At 72.9% G+C, this 18,049-nt stretch carries 8 protein-coding genes; 3 read left to right on the top strand and 5 right to left on the bottom strand.

The features are described 5' to 3' along the window. The first annotated feature begins 420 nt into the window (after positions 1-420). A complete protein-coding gene (locus ACFY1P_RS09225) occupies positions 421-1,059 on the top strand; it encodes a hypothetical protein (protein WP_390750256.1) in 639 nt (212 codons plus the stop codon). Between the two features lie 185 nt (positions 1,060-1,244). On the opposite strand, the gene ACFY1P_RS09220 is transcribed toward ACFY1P_RS09225, so the two are convergent. Both ACFY1P_RS09220 and ACFY1P_RS09215 read right to left on the bottom strand, forming a co-directional pair. Next, positions 1,245-2,084, bottom strand: a complete 840-nt coding sequence (locus ACFY1P_RS09220; protein WP_361531203.1) for a class I SAM-dependent methyltransferase — start codon at positions 2,082-2,084, stop codon at positions 1,245-1,247. A 108-nt stretch (positions 2,085-2,192) separates the two neighbouring features. Beyond that, positions 2,193-2,804, bottom strand: coding sequence for a hypothetical protein (locus ACFY1P_RS09215; protein WP_390750255.1), 612 nt, complete (start codon positions 2,802-2,804; stop codon positions 2,193-2,195). 234 nt (positions 2,805-3,038) lie between these two features. Here ACFY1P_RS09215 and ACFY1P_RS09210 point away from each other — a divergent pair, with 234 nt between their 5' ends. Continuing rightward, on the top strand, positions 3,039-5,390 hold the full coding sequence (locus ACFY1P_RS09210) for an MMPL family transporter (protein ID WP_390750254.1): 2,352 nt from the start codon (positions 3,039-3,041) through the stop codon (positions 5,388-5,390). On the opposite strand, the gene ACFY1P_RS09205 is transcribed toward ACFY1P_RS09210, so the two are convergent. The 3 genes from ACFY1P_RS09205 to ACFY1P_RS09195 all read right to left on the bottom strand — a co-directional run bounded on the left by ACFY1P_RS09205 (position 5,326) and on the right by ACFY1P_RS09195 (position 15,818). Then, positions 5,326-12,900 carry an SDR family NAD(P)-dependent oxidoreductase gene (locus tag ACFY1P_RS09205; protein ID WP_390750253.1) on the bottom strand — a complete coding sequence of 2,525 codons (7,575 nt, stop codon included), beginning with the start codon at positions 12,898-12,900 and terminating at the stop codon, positions 5,326-5,328. The genes ACFY1P_RS09210 and ACFY1P_RS09205 overlap by 65 nt on opposite strands. A gap of 318 nt (positions 12,901-13,218) precedes the next feature. Next, positions 13,219-15,189, bottom strand: coding sequence for an amino acid transporter (locus ACFY1P_RS09200; RefSeq protein ID WP_361531191.1), 1,971 nt, complete (start codon positions 15,187-15,189; stop codon positions 13,219-13,221). A 227-nt stretch (positions 15,190-15,416) separates the two neighbouring features. Next, entirely contained in the window at positions 15,417-15,818 is a 402-nt protein-coding gene (locus ACFY1P_RS09195) for a hypothetical protein (protein WP_390750252.1), read from the bottom strand. Positions 15,819-16,905: 1,087 nt separating this feature from the next. Between ACFY1P_RS09195 and ACFY1P_RS09190 the strand changes: the two genes are divergently transcribed. Next, positions 16,906-17,994 carry a mechanosensitive ion channel family protein gene (locus ACFY1P_RS09190; RefSeq protein WP_390750251.1) on the top strand — a complete coding sequence of 363 codons (1,089 nt, stop codon included), beginning with the start codon at positions 16,906-16,908 and terminating at the stop codon, positions 17,992-17,994. The last annotated feature ends 55 nt before the right edge of the window (positions 17,995-18,049 follow it).

Raw genomic sequence — 18,049 nt, 5'->3', positions numbered from 1 at the left:
CACCGAGATGATGCTCGCCGCCGCAGGCGCCCTCGCCGACGTCGTCGCCGAAGACGAACTCAACGCCAACTACATCATCCCCAGCGTCTTCAACGCGCGGGCGACCGAGGCGGTGGCCTCGGCCGTGAAACGGGCGGCACTGGCACTCCGCCCGGCGGAGTGAATCCCGTACCGACGCCATGAAGCGCCGCTGTGCTCGACGGACAACTCCCGTCGAGCACAGCGGCGCTTCGCTTTCGCCGGACCAACCGGCTGACCCATGTCGGCAACAGCAACCTGGTCGCAGCCGAAGGCCCATGGCCCGGCAAAGTCGCACAGGAGGCGTCGGATATGGGTATGCGGTCGGCAACATGGCAACTGACTCTGTGTTTGAGTGAGTAGCATCCCGCAACAACACCTGCCCAGAAGAGGGAGCAGTTCATGACCGATGGTATGGACGACGCCGGCATCCAGGCCCGCTACGCGGCGCAGTTCGCGGCCGATCTGGAGAACAACGAGAAGGAGCAGGAGGCCCTCCGCGCCCGCCTCGCGCAACTGCAGACGGAACGTTCCTGGCTGATGGGCATGCGCGGCACGGTGGCCAAGGAGCAGGAAGGTGCGGGCAAGGAGGCCGGGAAGAGCGCGGGCACGGCGGGTGTGCCGCAGCCGCGCCGGGCGAAGAAGGCGGCTGCCGCGCCTGCCGCCCAGGGCCGCCGGAAGAAGGCGGCACAGGCCAAGGGCGCGGAGGCACCGAAGGCGCCGAAGGCAACATCGGCACGTGCCAAGAAGAGTGACGGTCCCACCCTCGGTGAGCTGGTCCTCGGCCTGCTCGTCCGGCACCACCAGCCGCGCATGGTGAGCGAGGTCGTCAACGAGCTGGGTCAGGCCCACCCGGAGCGCGTCGCGAGCACCCAGGTGGTGCGCAACACCGTGGAGGCGCTCGTCGCCAAGGGCAAGCTGGAGCGCGAGCGTAAGCAGGGTTCGGTGTTCTACACCGCACCCGCCGCCGAGGACGCCGCCTCCGGGGCGGCCGCCCCGGCCGCGGAGCCCAAGGCCGAGGAGGCCGCGGCCAAGGTCTGACCGGCACTCACCGGCGACCCAGCCCTGAGGCGGCCCGACCGCTCCCGGCGGAGCAGGCCGGCGACGACATGGGTGCAGACACTCCCAGGGCCCCGGCCCGCGGCACGAGGACTCCCTCGGAGCACGCGGGGCGGGGCCCGGGGTGTGAGCCTCACACCGGTGAACTCAAGTGACCTGATGGGTCGTCACCCGGTGGGGCGTTCCGCGGTGACCGTGAAGTAGTCGAGGATGCCTTCGCGGTAGGCACGCAGGAAGTTGCGTGGCCAGGTATCGGGCTTCCATGTGCCGGACAGCCAGCGGTCCCAACCGGGCCATACCGAGGCCCCGATCGAGGTGACACGGACGCCGGTCAGACCGGCCCGTTCGAGGCTTCCGGTCAGCAGGGGGACGGTGTGCGCGACGTCCAGCCCGGACGCGAAGGTGTCGAGCAGCTCGGCCAGTCGTCCGGCTCGGGACGGATCGGCGTCGGGGACGAAGAAGCTGGTCACGGCGGCGCGACCGCCGGGCCGCAGGACGCGCGCGGTCTCCCGGGCGAAGGCGTCGAGGTCGCGGAAGTGCTGGGCGGCTTCGACGCTGAGCAGGCGGTCGAACTCGCCGTCGCCGAACGGCATGTCCTCGGCCGCGCCCTGCGCGAAGTGCAGTCGCCCGGGGCGGCGGCTCAGCAGGCCGGAGTTGGCCCGCCGAGCGCGTTCGAGCTGTTGCGGGTGGATGTCCATGCCGGTGACGCGCGCGAAGCCGTACTCCTCGAGCGCCATCGCACCGCCGGCCCCCAGGCCGCAGCCGACTTCCAGGGCACACAGCCCCTCGGTGGGCGCCAACGCGCCCAGTACGTGGCGGTACATGGCGAGCTGGCTGCTGATCCGGTCACCTTCGGTCAGTGGCCCGTCGAGGTCGATGCCCTGCCAGTAGCCGAAGTTGATGAATCCGCCCGCGAACATGGGCATCGAGCCGAGATCGGCCGGGCCGTACGCCTCCTGGACCGCGGGCGGGATCGGTTGCGGGGTCGCCCCGGGGCATTGCGTCATGCTCCACCTCCGTGATGATGACGAGCGTGCCGCCGCACGGCGACCGCACACCCAGCCCGTTACCCATCATCGGTGGCCCGCACCGCCCGCCCGGCTCGGGCGTTCGTGTCAGGCGACGTTGAGTGTGCCGCGTCCTTCGATGTGGTCGAGGCCGGCCGTGAAGCACCTCTTGACGTCGTTGGTGGGTACGGCGGTGCCCGCGAAGGGGTGGCCCGCCATGAGGCCGGAGGCGGCTTCGCCGCTCAGGAAGGAGTCGACCGGGGTGTAGCCCTGGCCGCCGCCGGAGGTGGGCCGGACCGTGGTGCGGCCGATGACGCGGCCCGTGCGGTTGGCTCCTGAGTACCAGGTGACGGTGCCGGTGCCCTGGACGCCGGTGGCTCCGGAGCAGGTCGCGAGGCCGCTGCCGCTGAGCACCAGCCGGCCGGACCGGATCCGCGCCTGGCGTCCGTCGGGTGAGGTGCAGTCGTCCAGGTCGACGGTGCCGTGGGCGGAGATGCGCTTGGGTGTGTTGGAGACGGGGGGCGAGAAGGTGATCGGGCCGCCCGGCGCGGTCCGCAGGGAGCACTTGAGGGTGCCGCCCGCCCGTGCGGAGGGCTGTGCGTGGGCGGCGGCGGTGCCGGTCACGAGCAGCACGAGCGCCGCCCCGGCCGAGGCCAGTGCCTTGGCGCCGCGGCGCGGGCGGGTGGTGGCCGCGATGGTGGTGTGAGCCCTGTCGGGCATAGGTCTTCTTCCTTGCGCTGGGGTTCTTACGGCTGGCGGTTCTTGCGGCTGAGGGTTCTTACGGCCGGCGGTTCTCACGGTCGTCGCCTGGTCGAGTTCGAGTGACGCAAGTTAGCCGAACCACCTGCCACTTGCCAGATTCGGCCGGGATTCCCCACCCACACGGCCTACAGGACATTTGCTCCAGTAGGTCCCCTTTCGCCACGATCGCCACGCCGACGAAAGGACCCGCACATGCGATGGCGCCGTTCCGTGCCCGACCCGAAAGCCCCCGCGCGGAAGGACGGTACGGAAGGACGCGGTGCCACCACCCGGTGGGCCGCGCGTCGTCCGTGGTGGGTGCTGGCGACGGCCCTGGGCCTGGGCGCGCTGCTGGCGCTCGCCGCGGCCGGCTCCCCCGCCCGCTTGTCGAACGGCGGATACATCGCGGGCGGCACCGAGGCGACGCGCGCCGAAAGCGTACTCAAGGAACGCTTCGACGCGGGCATTCCGGACCTCGTCCTGCACGTACGGGCCGACGCGCCCGTCACCGACCCCGCCGTGGACCGCGCGGGCCGCGAGCTCGCCCGGCGGGCCGCGGAGCAGCCGGGGGTGCGCCGGGTGCTGTCCTACTGGACGGTCGGGGACTCCCGGCTGCTGAGCAGGGACGGGCGTGCCGCCCTCGTCACCGTCGACCTCCGGGGCGGCGAGCACGTGGCGGCGCGCCGCGCGGCGGCGCTGGTGCCGCGGCTGACGGGCCGGCACGGCCCGCTCCAGGTCACGGCGACCGGCCCCGCGTGGGTGATGGCGCAGGCCACCGAGCTCAGCGGCCAGGAGCTGCTCCGCGCCGAGCTGATCGGCGCGCCCCTGGCCGTGCTGGTCCTGCTCTTCGCCTTCGGCTCGCTGACGGCCGCGCTGCTGCCCGCGGCCGTCGGAGGGCTCGCGGTGGCGGGCACGTTCGCGGTGCTGCGGCTGCTGACGGCGGTCATGCCCGTCTCCGCGTTCGCGTCGAACATCACCACCGCGCTCGGCTTCGGGCTGGCCGTCGACTACGGCCTCTTCGTCGTCACGCGCTTCCGGGAGGAGACGGCCACCGGCAGCGGCACCGCCGAGGCCATCGCCCGCACCATGCGCACGGCCGGCCGGACCGTGCTCTACTCCGCGGCCACGGTCGTCGTCTGTCTGAGCGCGCTGCTCCTCTTCCCGCTGGGATTCCTGCGTTCGCTGGCCGTCGCGGGGATGAGCGTGGTGGTGCTGGCGGCGGCGACCACCGCGCTCGTCCTGCCCGCCCTGCTGGCCGTCATCGGCACCCGTATCGACCGGGGCGACGCCTTCGCGCCGCTGCGCCGGGCGCGGCGGGACGGCGATGTCTCGCTCTGGCACCGCGCGGCCCGTGTCGCGACGGGGCGGCCCGTACTGGCGGGCGGCTGCGCGGTCCTCTTCCTGGCGACGCTGGCGTTCCCCTTCGCCCACGTCCACTTCGGGGTCACCGACGAGCGCGTCCTGCCGGCGCGGGTGGAGTCGCACGCGGTGGCCACGAGGATCGAGCGCGAATTCGACCTCCCCTGGAACCGGACCCTGGCCGTGCTGCTGACCGGCACCGACGCCGTGGACCAGCAGGAGCGGCTGGACGCCTACGCGCGTCGCGTCTCGGCCCTCCCCGCGGTGCGGAAGGTCTCCGCGGCGGGCGGGGTCTACGAGAAGGGCCGGCGCACCGCGGGACCCACGGTCGGCTCGCTCCTCTACATCACCCGCGGCGCGACCTGGCTGTCCGTGATCGGCGGCGGCCCGCCGTCCCTGGACGAGCGGCTGGTGGAGGAGCTGCGCGCGCTGCCGTCCCCCGGGCCGCACCTGGTCGCGGGCCGCCCGGCCAGGGTCCTGGACACCAAGAACGCGGTGCTCGGGGCTCTGCCGGGAGCCGCGGCGATCGTCGTGGGCAGCGTCCTGCTCCTGCTGTTCCTCTTCACGGGTTCGCTCCTCATCCCGTTCAAGGCGGTGCTCATGGGGGCGCTGAGCCTGAGCGCGAGTTTCGGGGCGATGGTGTACGTCTTCCAGGACGGCCATCTCCGCGATCTGTTCGGGCACTTCACCGTCACGGGTGAGCTGGACACCGCCATGCCGGTGCTGATCTTCGGTGCCGCGTTCGCGCTCTCGGTCGACTACGAGCTGTTCCTCATCTCGCGCATCCAGGAGGAGTACCGGATCTCGGGCGACCACCGGGCCGCCGTGGTCACCGGCATCGCCCGGACCGGCAGGATGGTCACGGCCGCGGCGGCCATCCTCGCGGCCGCGCTGTTCCCCTTGGCCGCCTCCGGCATCACCCTGCTCAAACTCTTCGGCTGCGGGCTGGCGTTGGCGGTCCTGGTCGACGCCACCGTCGTACGGGGCGTGCTCGTGCCCGCCTTCATGCGGCTGACCGGAGAAGCCAACTGGTGGGCGCCCCGCCCGCTCGCCGTGCTCCATGAACGCCTGGTCCCGGGCCGGTGGCACCGGCCCGGGACACAGGGCACCGAGGGTGTCCCGGGTCCCCGGGACACCGCGACTACGCCGGTGACGCCGCCCGGTCACCGGCCTGCGCCCCTACCCCCGGGGTCGCCCCGGCGGTAGGTGTGTCGCTCGTGCCGGTGCTGTCGGTACCGCTGCCGAGGCCGAGGCGCAGCAGCACCAGGTGGGAGACGTCGGCGATCGTGCCGCCGCTGCGCAGGAGTTCCAGCGGCGGGATCTCGACGTCGAACCGCTGCCGCAGCGAGGCCAGCATCTCGGCGAGCATCAGCGAGTCGAGGCCGTACTCGTCGAGCCGCCGGTGGTGGTCGAGGTCCTTGGCGTCCATGTGCAGGACGTCCGCCAGCAGGTGGGCCAGGGAGTCGGCGACGGCCCGTGCCGCTTCCTCGGGTGCCATGGCCGCCAGTGTCCGCAGGATCTCCTCGCGTGAGTGGTCCGCGTCGCCCATCCGTTCGGGGAGCAGTTGGGAGAAGCGAGGTGCGTCCAGGGCCGGGAGGAGGCCGCGCAGGCGGGACCAGTTGTAGCGCCCGGCACCCGCCACCTCGATGTCGCTGCCGAGCAGCCGGTCGAGGGCTGCGAGCGCTTGGCGGAGCGTGAGGGGGTCGATGCCCACCGAGGCCAGGATGTGGGTGAGTTCGTTCCGGGCGACGTATCCCGTCTCCCCGATGGCACCCCAGACGATCGCCTGTCCGACGGCTCCGTCGCCACGGCGACGGCGGGCGAGCGCTTCGAGGAAGAGGTTGGCGGCCACGTAGTTGGACTGCCGGATGTTGCCGATGAGAGTCGTGCCGGAGGAGTACAGCGCGAAGAGATCCAGGTCCCGTTCGCCGACGACGCGGTCCAGCACGACGGCACCGGCCATCTTCGCCTGCAAGGCGGCGGCGAACCGTTCGTCGGTGAGCTCGGTCAGCAGGTCGTCCTCGAGGTGCATGGCGCAGTGGACGACGCCCCGCAGCGGGTGCCCGCCGGTGTCGATCCCGTCGATCACGCTCCGCATGGCGAAGGGGTCGGAGACGTCGGCTGCGTACACGGTGGCTTGTACACCATGCCCGGCGAGCCGGTCGAGGAGCTCCGCGGCTCCGGGGGTCTCGTCGCCGCGGCGGCCGACCAGGGCCAGGTGGCGTGCGCCCCGCTCGGCGAGCAGGCCGGCCGTGGCGGCGCCGAAGCCGCTCAGGCCGCCGGTGACGAGGTAGGTGCCGTGCGGGTCGAGGCTCGGTGCCTGGGTGCGCCGCTCGACCCGCACCGGTTCGTCCAGCGGGTCGAAGGCGACGACGACCTTGCCGACGTGCCGGGAGTGCTGGACGAGCTGGAATGCCTCGCTCACCCGGGCGGCGGGGTACACGTGGTGCGGCAGCGGGCGGTAGGACCCGTCGTGTACGCGCTCGGTGACGTCGGCGAACAGCTTGGCTCCGGCGCGGGGGTCGAAGGCCAGGGTGGTGAGGTCGACGCCGAAGAAGGCGATGTTGTTGCGGAAGGGGCGCAGGAGCAGGGGTTTGTTCTCGTAGATGTCCCGCTTGCCCAGCTCGATGAAGCGGCCGCCCGGGCACAGCAGTTCCAGGCTGCGGGTGATGGCCTCCCCCGCGAGGGAGTTGACGACGACGTCCACCCCGGCGCCGTCGGTGAGCTCCATGACCTCGGTGGCGAAGTCCAGGCTCCGTGAGTCGAGGACGTGGTCGACCCCGAGGTGGCGCAGCAGTTCCCGTTTGGCGGGGGTGCCCGCGGTGGCGATCACCTGGGCGCCGCACAGGCGGGCGTACTGGAGCACGGCGAGCCCGATGCCGCCGGCTCCGCCGTGCACCAGGACGGTCTCGCCGGCCGCGAGCCGGGCCAGGTGGTCGAGGCTGTAGTGGACGGTGGAGAAGACGACGGGCAGGGTGGCGGCCTCGGTGAAACTCATCCCGTCGGGGATGTGGCCGACGGCCTGGGCGGCGGTGAGGGTGTGCGTGGCGAGGGAGGCGGGTGCCAGCCCGAACACCCGGTCGCCCGGCCGGAACCCGGTCACGTCGGGGCCGACGGCGGTGACGGTTCCGGCGCATTCCAGTCCGAGGCCGGCCTCGCTGAAGGTGCCTTCGACCGCCTCGGCGGGCAGCAGCCCGACGGCCTGCATCATGTCGCGGTAGTTCAGGGCGGCCGCCCGTACGGCGATGGCGACCTGGCCGGGGCCCGCCGTGACCGGTGGCCGTTCGGACCAGGGAAGTTGATAGGACAGCCCGGGGGTGCGGACGTCGAGGGCGAAGGGCTGCGGTCCCGTGGCGGTCACCGTGTGGTGATCGGCGGGCAGGGCCGTCTCGCGGGGGACGAACCTGCCGCCGCTCGATGTGATCACGACTTCGGTCTCGGAGCGGTCCGCGAGGAGTTCACGTACCAGCCTGAGCGCGTCGGTGGCCGTCTCCCCGCCGCGGTCCAGCGAGACGGCGCGGACGACGAGCCGTGGTTCCTCGTTGGCCAGGCTGCGGGCAATTCCCCACACCGCGGCATCCTGCGTGGCGGCGGTGCGTTCGGGGGCCGGGAGCGCGCCGCTCGGCCGGGTCACCACGGTCAGTGGCGTCCGCGCGCCCTCGGGCAGGTGCTCGCAGGCGGCCGCGACGGTGCGCAGGAGGGCCGCGCGCCGGGTAGTGAGGGCCACGAGGTCGTCCGGTCCGGTCGAGGCCGCTTCGCCCAGGACGACGCAGAGGGCAGCGCCCTGCCGGATCTGCTCGGGCACCCAGTCGGCCGCGTCGTCGCCCACCGGGCGCGCCGTGGATTCCCCGCTGCCCGCTCGTGCGAGGAGCCCGGCCACCTCCTCGGCGAGCCCCAGTTCGCCGGTGGTCTCCGCGGCGACGACCCAGCGGATGGGCGCCGTGGTGGCCGGTGGCGGGGCGGTGACGGTGCGGTCGGGGGCGGCGGCGAGGATGACGGAGAAGGCGTCACGGCAGGGCTCGGCGTCGTCGCCGGTCAGCACGGTGTCGGTGAAGCCGCACCGCGCGAGCAGGTCCGGCCACCGGTGGGCGGGCAGCAGCAGCGAATCCGGCCGTTCGTCCTGGTCGGTGCGGTTCCAGAAACTGTCCAGCGTGCCGAAGTACGGCGCGAGGACGTACGGGTCGTGGGACTCGGTCGCCAGCAGCAGCCCGCCGGGAGCCAGCAGCGCGGCGACGCGGCGCAGCGCGGCGGCGAGGTCCTTGGCCGTGTGGAGGGCGTTGGCGGCGACGACGATGTCGAAGCCCGCCTCGGGCAGCCCCTGCTCTTCGAGGCCGGTGTCCAGGTCGAAGGTCCGGTAGGTCACGAAGTCGTATGCGGCGAAGCGCCGTTCGGCGCGGGCCAGGAAGACCGGAGAGATGTCGGTGTAGAGGTACTGCGTGCGCTCGGCCGGGAGCAGCGGGAGCAGGGCTGCTGCCGCGCCACCGGTGCCGGCACCCACCTCGAGGACGCGCAGCGGCCGGTCGGCGGGCCAGGAACGGACCACTTCGCTCAGGAGTGCCTGCGCGAGGCGGTTGTGGAAGCGGGTCACGGCACCGGTGTCGTAGAGCTGCTCGAAGTCGGTGAGGCTGCCGTCCGACACCAGCAGGTCGACGGGGTCCGTGCCGTCGCTGGTGAGGACGTCGCGCAGGCCGCGGAGGGCGAGGCGGCTCTCCGTGGAGTAGCGCGGGAAGTCCAGTGCCAGTCGGCGCAGCAGGTCCTGGTCGTCGAAAGCGGTCCGGGTGAGCCTCAGTTGCCCGCTCGCTTCCTGTTCCAGCAGGCCGTGGCGGTGCAGTTCGGGGATCATCGCTTCGAAGTAGCGGGTGCGCCCGGGGTCCATGCCCGCGGCGAGGAGAGCGGTGGTGTCGAAGGGGGCGAGGGCGTCGGGCAGGAGGGCCGCGATGGCGGCGGCGTGCCGGTGGGCGCTCGCCTCCTTGAGTACCGCCACGTATTCCTCGCAGCCGTACTCGTGCCAGTCCGCGCGGAGTGCCGCCACGCGGTCGGCCGTTGCCGCCACGATCCCCGTGGGCGTGGCCGGCGGTTGGTCCGTCACCGGCTCCATGGTGTGCGGTGCCGCGCGCAGCACGGTGTGGTGGGAGGTCAGCGGCGTGCGGTGGCCTCCGGCCAGCCGCCGCATCCGGCATCGTTGCAGTTCGACGCTGACCGTGCCGTCCTCGTCGGTGACGACGATGTCCCAGCACACCTCGGTCGCCGAGGACGACCGCTCGCGCACGTGGACCCAGCCGGAGGCGGCGGGTGTGCGCCACACCCGGGCGGCCCCGACGGCGGCCGGGAGATAGACATCGCCGCCGGTCACCACGTCGGCGATCAGCGGCGCGCCCGCCTGGAGCGCTCCGTCCAGCAGGGCCGGGTGGGCCTCGTGCTCCTCGGAGGGCGCGTCGTGCCGGTATGCGGCCAATACCTCGCCGTCGCCTGCCCGCAGTTCCCGCAGCACCTGGAAGGCGGGGCCGTACTGGAGGTCGGCGCGCCCGACCGCGTCGTAGTGCTCCTCGCCGCTCATGACGCGCGCGCAGCGTGCGTGGACGGCGGGGACGTCCAGGGGGTCGGGTGCCCGGCCGAGGAGGGTCCGCACTCTCGCCCGTACGTGGGGGCGCGGCCGGCGGGCCTGGGAGTCGGTGCTGGTGATCTCGAACAGCCCATCGTCGGGGGTCAGGGCCGTCTGGATCCGTACGCTGCCGGCGTCCGCCCAGGGCACGACCAGGGGGCGGGTGATCTCCAGGGAGTCGACCTCCGCGGCGGCGCCGAGGGTGAGGCGCCCGGCCGACAGCGCCATGTCGACGTAGGCCGTGGCAGGGACGACGACCGAGCCGGCGAGCTTGTGGTCGACCAGCCAGGGCGTCAGCGCCGGTTCGACCGCGCCCTGCCAGGTCGGCAGCGGGGACGGCAGCCGCTCGCCGAGGAGGGGGTGTTCCAGGAGCCCGGAGCCGCTGGTGCGCAGCCACGTCTGCGGGGTGCCGTTCCAGTGGCGCTCCCGCTGCCAGGGGTAGGCCGGCAGCTCCGCGACCCGGCCCCGCCGGGGGAAGTGCACGCCCCAGTCCACCTGGGCGCCTTGGGCGATGAGGGCCGTGACCGCCTGGCGCATCGCCGTGCGCGCGTCGGTGCCGCGCCGCAGGGTGGCCGTCACCGCGGTGGGTGTGCGGGGGCGGGAGTCGGTGATGCGCCGCAGGTAGGAGCGGAGCACGGGGTGGGGTCCGATCTCCACGAGGACGTCGGCGCCCTCATCGAGGGCGTGCTCGACGGCGGCGGCGAACCGGACGGGTTCGCGGACGTTGCGCCACCAGTAGCCGGCGTCCAGTTCCGTGCCGTCGACGGGTCCGCCGGTGACGGAGGAGAGCATGGGGATGCGGGCCAGGCCGGGCCGCAGGCCGGCCAGTGCCTCGCGCAGCGGCTGCTGGATGGGGTCCATCGCGGCGCTGTGGAAGGCGTAATCCAGGTCGAGTTCGGCGCAGGTCACCCCTTGCCGCGGCAGTTCCGCGGTGAAGGCTCTCAGCTCCGCGGCGGGCCCGGCGACGGTCACGTCCCGGGCGCTGTTGACCGCGGCGATCTCCAACCCCGGGTGGGCGGTGAGGAGTTCCTCGGCGCGTGCGGCGGGCAGGCCGACGGCGGCCATCCGGCCTGCGCCGGCGGTGGCCGCCTGGGTGCGGCTGCGTACGGCGATGACTCGCGCGGCCTGCTCCAGGTCGAGGGCGCCCGCGACGTACGCGGCCGCGACCTCCCCCACGCTGTGGCCGAGCACGGTGTGCGCGACGATGCCCTGCTCCTCGAGCATCCGGGCCACGCCGGCCTGCACGGCGAACAGCAGCGGCTGGGCGATCTCGGTGAGCTCCAGGCGGGCCCGGTCCACGGGCGCGGCGAGTTCCTCGGCGACCGACCAGCCCAGCGCGGGGGCGAGGGCCGCGTCGACCGCCTCGACGGCTTCCCGGAACACCGGGCTGCTCGCGAGGAGTTCGGCTCCCATGCCCGCCCACTGAGAGCCGTTGCCGGAGAAGACGAAGGCGACGCGGCCGTGCTCGACCGCCTGCGCGGTGGTGCCGATGGCCTCGTCGTCGCGCGGGGCGGGAATGGCCGGGGACTCCGCCGCGCTCGTGGGGGCGGCCTCTCCGGCGAATCGGCGCAGCCGCTGGGCGGCGGTGCCCGCGGTGGCCAGTACCGCCGCGCGGTGCGGGTGCTTTCCGCGCCGCAGGCAGGTGGTGTAAGCGATGTCGTAGAACTCCTGCGGCGTGGCGTCCGCCAGCCGGTCGGCGAGGTCGGCCGCGGCCTTCTCCAGCGCCCGCCGCGTGCGGGCGGAGACGATCACCGGCAGGGCCGGGGGCTCCACGGCCGGGGCGCTGTCCCGGGGCGGGGAGGGCAGGGCCGGGGAGGAGGTGACGATGACGTGGGCGTTGGAGCCCCCGAATCCGAAGGAGTTCACGCCCACGACGGGACGCCCGGTGCCGGACAGCGGTCCGAGCCGGTCGACGGGCGCGAGGTTGAGTGCCGCGAAGTCGATGTCCGGGTTGGGCGGTGAGGCGTGCAGGGAGGGCGGGATCGCCCGGTGCCGGAGCACCAGCAGGGCCTTGAGGAGGCCCGCCATGCCGGAAGCGGGCTCCAGGTGCCCGATGTTGGTCTTGACCGAGCCGATCGGCAGGACACCTCCGGTGCGGTTCCTGCCGAGGGCGCGGCCGATGGCCCGGCATTCCAGCGGGTCTCCGACCAGGGTGCCGGTGCCGTGCGCCTCGAGGTAGACCAGTTCGTCGGGGCCGACTCCCGCCTCGGCGTACACGGCGCGCAACAGCTCCTCCTGCGCCTCCGCGTTGGGCAGCGCGAGCCCCATCGTCCTGCCGTCGCTGTTGGACGCGCTGCCCAGGATCACCCCGTGGACGCGGTCACCGTCGGCGACGGCGTCCGCGAGCCGCTTGAGGACCACCACGCCACCGCCCTCCGCGCGCACGAACCCGTCGGCGTGGGCGGAGAAGGACGCGCACCGGCCGGTGGGCGAGAGCATGGACGCCTGGCAGAAACCCACGTAGTGGTAGGGGCTGAGCAGTACGTTGACGCCGGCCGAGAGCACGGCGCGGCTGGTGCCGTCCAGCAGGGTCCGGCAGGCTCGGTCCAGCGCAACCAGGGACGAGGAGCAGGCGGTGTCCACCGCCATGCTCGGGCCGCGCAGGTCGAAGAAGTGGGACAGCCGGTTCGCGGCGATCGACGACGCGGAGCCCGACATCGTGTAGGCGTTGACGCTCTCAGGCGCCATCATCTGCAGCCCGCCGTACGAGGTGTCCGAAACCCCCACATACACGGCCGTGTCCGAGCCCGCGAGACGGTCGGGGGCGATGCCCGCGTCGTCCAGCGCCTCGACGGCCAGCTCCATCAGCAGCCGGTGCTGGGGGTCCATCCGGGCCGCTTCCTTCGGCGCGATGCCGAAGTACGCGGCGTCGAATCCCGTGACGTCGTCGAGGAAGCCGCCCGCGGCCGTGTAGCTCTTCCCCGGGCGCGGCATCGCGGTGTCGACGAACCTGCGTGACTCGAAGCGGTCCGGCGGCACTTCGCCGATCACGTCACGGCCCTGCTCCAGCACTTCCCAGAGCCCGTCGAGATCCTTGACTCCGCCGGGGAACCGGCACGCCGCGCCGACCACGGCGATCGCCGGGCCGGGAACCGCGGTTGTGTTCTCACGCATGTACGAACAGCTTTCCTCTTGGGGCCGAAGGACAGGGACGCCCGACAGGCAGGGCGAGTACGTGCTGCGCGGTCATCGCTCCACCGCGATGCCATGCGGCCGGGTCTCGGGGATCCAGCCGCACGGCACGTGCGCGAGACCATAACTCATCCGGATATGTCGGGTGCGCGCAATCCGCTGTGTCATTCGGGTACCAAGTGTGAAAGCCTCCAGCCGCGATTCTTCCCTTTGTATGACTCCGTACGGCTCCTCCACGGCCCGGCGGCCGAGGACGTTCTCACCGCACGCCGGGCCGGACCGGCGGGCGGCGGGGACGGGTCAGCCGACGTGGACGCGCGGGCGGCGGGCGGGGTCGGGTTCGGCGCGGCGCAGGACCTCGCGCGTGACCGGGGCGACCTCGCCGTCACCGAAGACGAGGAACCGCAGCAGGTGGCTGAGCGGGTGCCCTTCGGTCCAGTTGAAGTACGCGTGGGGCACCTGGCCCGTGCGGTCGCGCAGTTCGAGCAGGACCGCGGCGATGGTGTTGGGCACTCCGGCGCCCTGCACCCGCAGGATCTGGATGCCGTAGCGCTCCTCGCCCGTGACGGTGACGTCGGTGGCGAAGTCGGAGGAGTCGCGCACGGTCACCTCGAGGAAGAGGACGGGCCCGCCGCTCGGGATGTGGGTCTCCTCGCGCTGGGTGTACTCCTTGGCGTGGTATTCGGCGGCGTCGCTCTCCTGCGGTTCGTTGGCGATGACCCGCAGCGGCCCGGAGCGGACGGCGTCGTCGACGAGCCGGGCGGCGGTCTCGTCGAAGGTGACGTCGGCGGCCCGCAGTTCGAAGGCCCGGTGGACGCGGGAGGCCAGCGAGGTGAGCAGGATGCCCACGATGAACAGCGAGGCGATCTTCAGACCGTCGGGGCGCTCTATGACATTGGTGACCAGGGTGTAGCCGAAGACGAGCGTGATGAAGCCGAACCCGACGGCGGCGGCACGGTGGCCGCGGTGGTGGGCGGCGATGGTGGCGGCGAAGGACGCGGACAGCATCAGCACGAGCACGCCGGTGGCGTAGGCGCCGCCCTGGGCGTCGACGTCCGCGTCGAAGAGGAACGTGACGGTGAAGGCGACCGCCATGAAGAGCAGGACGAGCGGCCGGACGGCCCCGGCCCACTCCGGCGCCATCCCGTAGCGCGGGAGGTAGCGGGGCACCAGGTTGAGCAGTCCGGCCAGCGCGGAGGCGCCCGCGAACCACAGGATCGCGATGGTCGAGATGTCGTACACCGTGCCGAACGCCTCGCCCAGGTGCTGGTGCGCCAGATAGGCCAGCGCGCGCCCGTTGGCGGCGCCGCCCTTCTCGAACTCCTTGGCCGGGATGAGGATCGTGGTGGCCAGGCTGCTGACAAGCAGGAATCCGCTCATCATCAGGGCGGCCGTGGTGAGCAGCTTGCGGGTGTCGCGGATCCGTCCGGCGGGCTTCTCGTGACTGTCGGTGGCATCCCCGCGGACCTGCGGCATGACCGCGACGCCGGTCTCGAAGCCGGACATGCCGAGCGCCAGGCGCGGGAAGACCAGGAGGGCCACGCCGATCATGGCCATGGGAGAGGAGTGTTCGGCGGACGCGGCGTGCCACCAGTCGCCGACGGCGACCGGTTCGCCGGCTATCTGCCAGACCGCGCTGACGAGCACGATGACGTTGAGGAGGAGGTAGACCGACACGAGCACCACGGCCACGTCGATCGCCTCGCGGAAGCCCTTGAGGAAGACCGCGCCGAGGGCGGCGATCAGCACCAGGGTGATCCACATGCTGCCGCCGTGCATCCAGTGCGGGGCGAAGGGGTTCTCCACGGCGTGCGCCGAGGCGTCGGCCGCAGACAAGGTAATGGTGATCATGAAGTCGGTGGCGGCGAAACCGAGCAGCACCAGCACGAACAGCTTCCCCGCCCACCAGGGCAGCAGCCGCTCCAGCATCGCGATCGAACCCTCGCCGTGCGGGCTCTCCTTCGCCACGCGGCGGTAGACGGGCAGCGCACCCAGCAGCGTGAGCGCGATGAGCACAAGGGTCGCCATCGGCGAGAGCAGGCCGGCGGCGAGGGCGGCGATGCCCGGCTGATAGCCCAGCGTGGAGAAGTAGTCGACACCGGTCAGGCACATCACCCGCCACCACCGGTGGCCCTTGTGCTCGGCGGGCGGGGTTCCGTGCGGGCCGGGGTGCCGGGCCGACTGCTCGCTCAGCCCCTCCAGGAGCCAGGCCCGCCAGGGGCGGGTGGCTGATTCCGGTTCGGGTGGATTGTCGACCTGTGTGGTGCTCATCGGCGGTCCCCTGTTGGATCATTCGGGCAAGAGGAGCGAGTATCCATCAGGCCCTCGCCTGCCCACTCCTCGGGGTTCGCAGTGGCGGAAGGGGAGCCTCTTCCCACCGTGGGCACCAAGCGGACAAATACGCCGCGAAGGGGCTCGGATGCGCACGGGCCCCCGGGCCTGCGGTCCGCACACCGGCCGCAGGGACGCCGTACGCGGTCGCGCCGCCGCCCGAAGCCTCAGCCCCGCCGGGTGCGGGTGCGCGGGCGCAGGAGTGCCGCCGCCAGTACGGCCGGGGTGGTGAGCAGCAGGGTGAGCGTGACCACGGAGGTCGTACGGAGCAGCTTCTTGCCGGTCGACGGGGCGGCGTTGTGGTACGAGGGGTGGCTGCGCCCGGTGCCGGGCCGGCGCGGGGGCGGCTTCGGTGCGGAGGTCGAGGGCGCCGAAGGCGGCGGGACGCGAGGCGGCGCCTGGACGACGGGGGCGGCGCCGGGCGGCAGTTGGGCAGGTGGCGCGGCGGGGGCGGGCGCGGGGGCGGCAGGAGCCGCGGGTGCAGCGGGAGCCGCGGGTGCGGGGGCGGCGGGAGCCGGTGCGGGAGGGGCGGCGGGTGCGGCCGGCGCTGCCGGTGGCGGGGCGGGCACGGGCGGCACGGGAGCCGGAGCCGGCGGCGGAGCGGGGGCGGGAGGAGCGGGGGCGCCGGGGGCCGGTGGCGGAGCGGGAGCCGGAGGGGCCGGGGCGCCGGCGGCCGGTGGGGCGGGAGGTGCGGGAGCGGGCGGGGCGGGAGCCGGGGCGCCGACGGGAGGCGCGGGCGCGGGGGCACCCGGACCGGGCGGCGCGGGAGCCGGAGCGGGAGCGCCGGGCGCCGGTGCGGGAGGAGCCGGCGCAGGCGGGGCCGGTGCGGGTGGCGCGGGAGCGGGGGCACCGGGGGCCGGTGCCGGAGGGGCGGGAGCCGGCGCGGGGGGAGCGGGTGGCGCGGGTGCCGGAGGAGTGGCCGGTGGCGCGGTGGGCGGGGCCGTGGGGCAACCCCACCGCACCCTCGCGTGCGTTGCGAGGCCCGGGACGGTACCGGTGGCGGAAAGACAGTCCCGGCCGTTGTCGTCCAAGGTCACACCGACGGCACCGTGCAGGAGGCTCGCATCTGCGTGAGAAGGCGGGTGCGGCCACAGCAGGGGCGGCAGATGGTGCAGGACGGCGGTCTCCGAAGCGAGGCCGCCCACCGCGGAGTCCACGCCTACGTCGTCCGCGACCGCCTGGCCCGTCACCGCGAGCACGGCAGCCGTGGCCAACATCACCGAATAGCCCGCTCTCCTCCACCCCGTCACGCGGAACAGCGTGCACACCCCACCGGGCATCCATTCGGCGTTCCCGCGAGATTCCTCCGATGGGCGGAAAATTACCTCAACACAACACATCCGCCGGGGAAGGGCTGCCGGGCAGCCCGGCACGTCACCGACGGGTCGTCAGACGCCGCTCTCCAGCGCCGGAGCCCCTCCGCGCGCGCACCCGCGAGAACCCACTCCCCGCCGGGCACCGAACACTTGGGGACCCAGGTGTGCGAGGGCCGAACTGACGTGGTGCAAGATACGTTCTCGCGCCGGTCCCACCCCCGAGACCCGGCGCGAACTTGATCGTTGGGACAGGCAGGTATTAGGTGACGATTCATTACTCCGGGATCGCGGCGGCTTCCTGCGCCGTCGCTCCGCTCTCCGGAACGGAGGCGGGACGGCGATGAACCACGCTCTGACACTGCACGACGTCATCGTCGCCGGCATCGCGGTGGCCGCCGGCCTGGCCGCGGCCCTCGCCCTGCGGGTGATTCTGCGCTGGCTCGCCGTACGGGCCGCCAGGACCCGGTGGGGCGGGGACGACATCATCGTCGACGTGCTGCGCACGCTGGCGCCCTGGTCCGCGGTGGCGATCGGGGTGGCCGCGGCGGCCGCGGCCCTCCCGCTGACCCACCGGGTCGGGCACAACGTCAATCAGGTGCTGACGGCCCTGGTCATACTGACCGCGACGCTCACCGCGGCCCGGGTGATCAGCGGTCTGGTGCAGTCCGTGGCGCAGTCCCGCTCCGGCGTCGCCGGATCGGCCACGATATTCGTCAACATCACGCGCATCGCCGTGCTGGCGATGGGCTTCCTCGTCATCCTGCAGACCCTCGGCATATCCATCGCCCCGCTGCTCACCGCCCTCGGCGTGGGCGGTCTGGCGATCGCCCTGGCTCTGAAGGACACCTTGGCCAACCTCTTCGCGGGCGTGCACATCCTCGTCTCGAAGACGGTCCAGCCCGGTGACTACATCCGGCTGAGCAGCGGCGAGGAGGGCTACGTCCGCGACATCAACTGGCGCATCACCGTCGTGGAGCAGCTCAACAACAACCTGGTCATCATCCCGAACGCCAAACTCGCCGGCACCAACATGACCAACTTCAGCCGCCCCGAGCAGAAGCTGTCCGTCACGGTGCAGGTGGGCGTCGGCTACGACAGCGACCTGGAGCACGTCGAGAAGGTCACGACCGAGGTCGCCGAGACGGTGATGAAGGACGTCGCCGGAGCCGTCCCGGACCATGAACCGGCCATCCGCTTCCACACGTTCGGGGACTCCCGGATCGGCTTCACGGTGATCCTCGGAGTCGGCGAGTTCAGCGACAAGTACCGCATCAAGCATGAATTCATCAAGAGGCTGCACCATCGGTACCGCGCCGAAGGCATCCGGATCCCCTCCCCGGCACGGACCGTCGCCCTGCAGCAGAGCGGGGACGCGGCGATCCCGCACCCCCGTACCCCTCTCGACGCCGTGCCGGACCGCACCACCTGACCCGCACACACCGTTCGGCGTCCGCACGCTGTACTCCCCTGCGTACACCGTGCCA

The sequence above is a fragment of the Streptomyces sp. NPDC001407 genome (assembly GCF_042895325.1).
GTDB lineage: Bacteria > Actinomycetota > Actinomycetes > Streptomycetales > Streptomycetaceae > Streptomyces.
The sequence above is the reverse complement of the archived record's forward strand: the minus strand, read 5'-3'. Positions and strand labels throughout refer to the sequence as shown.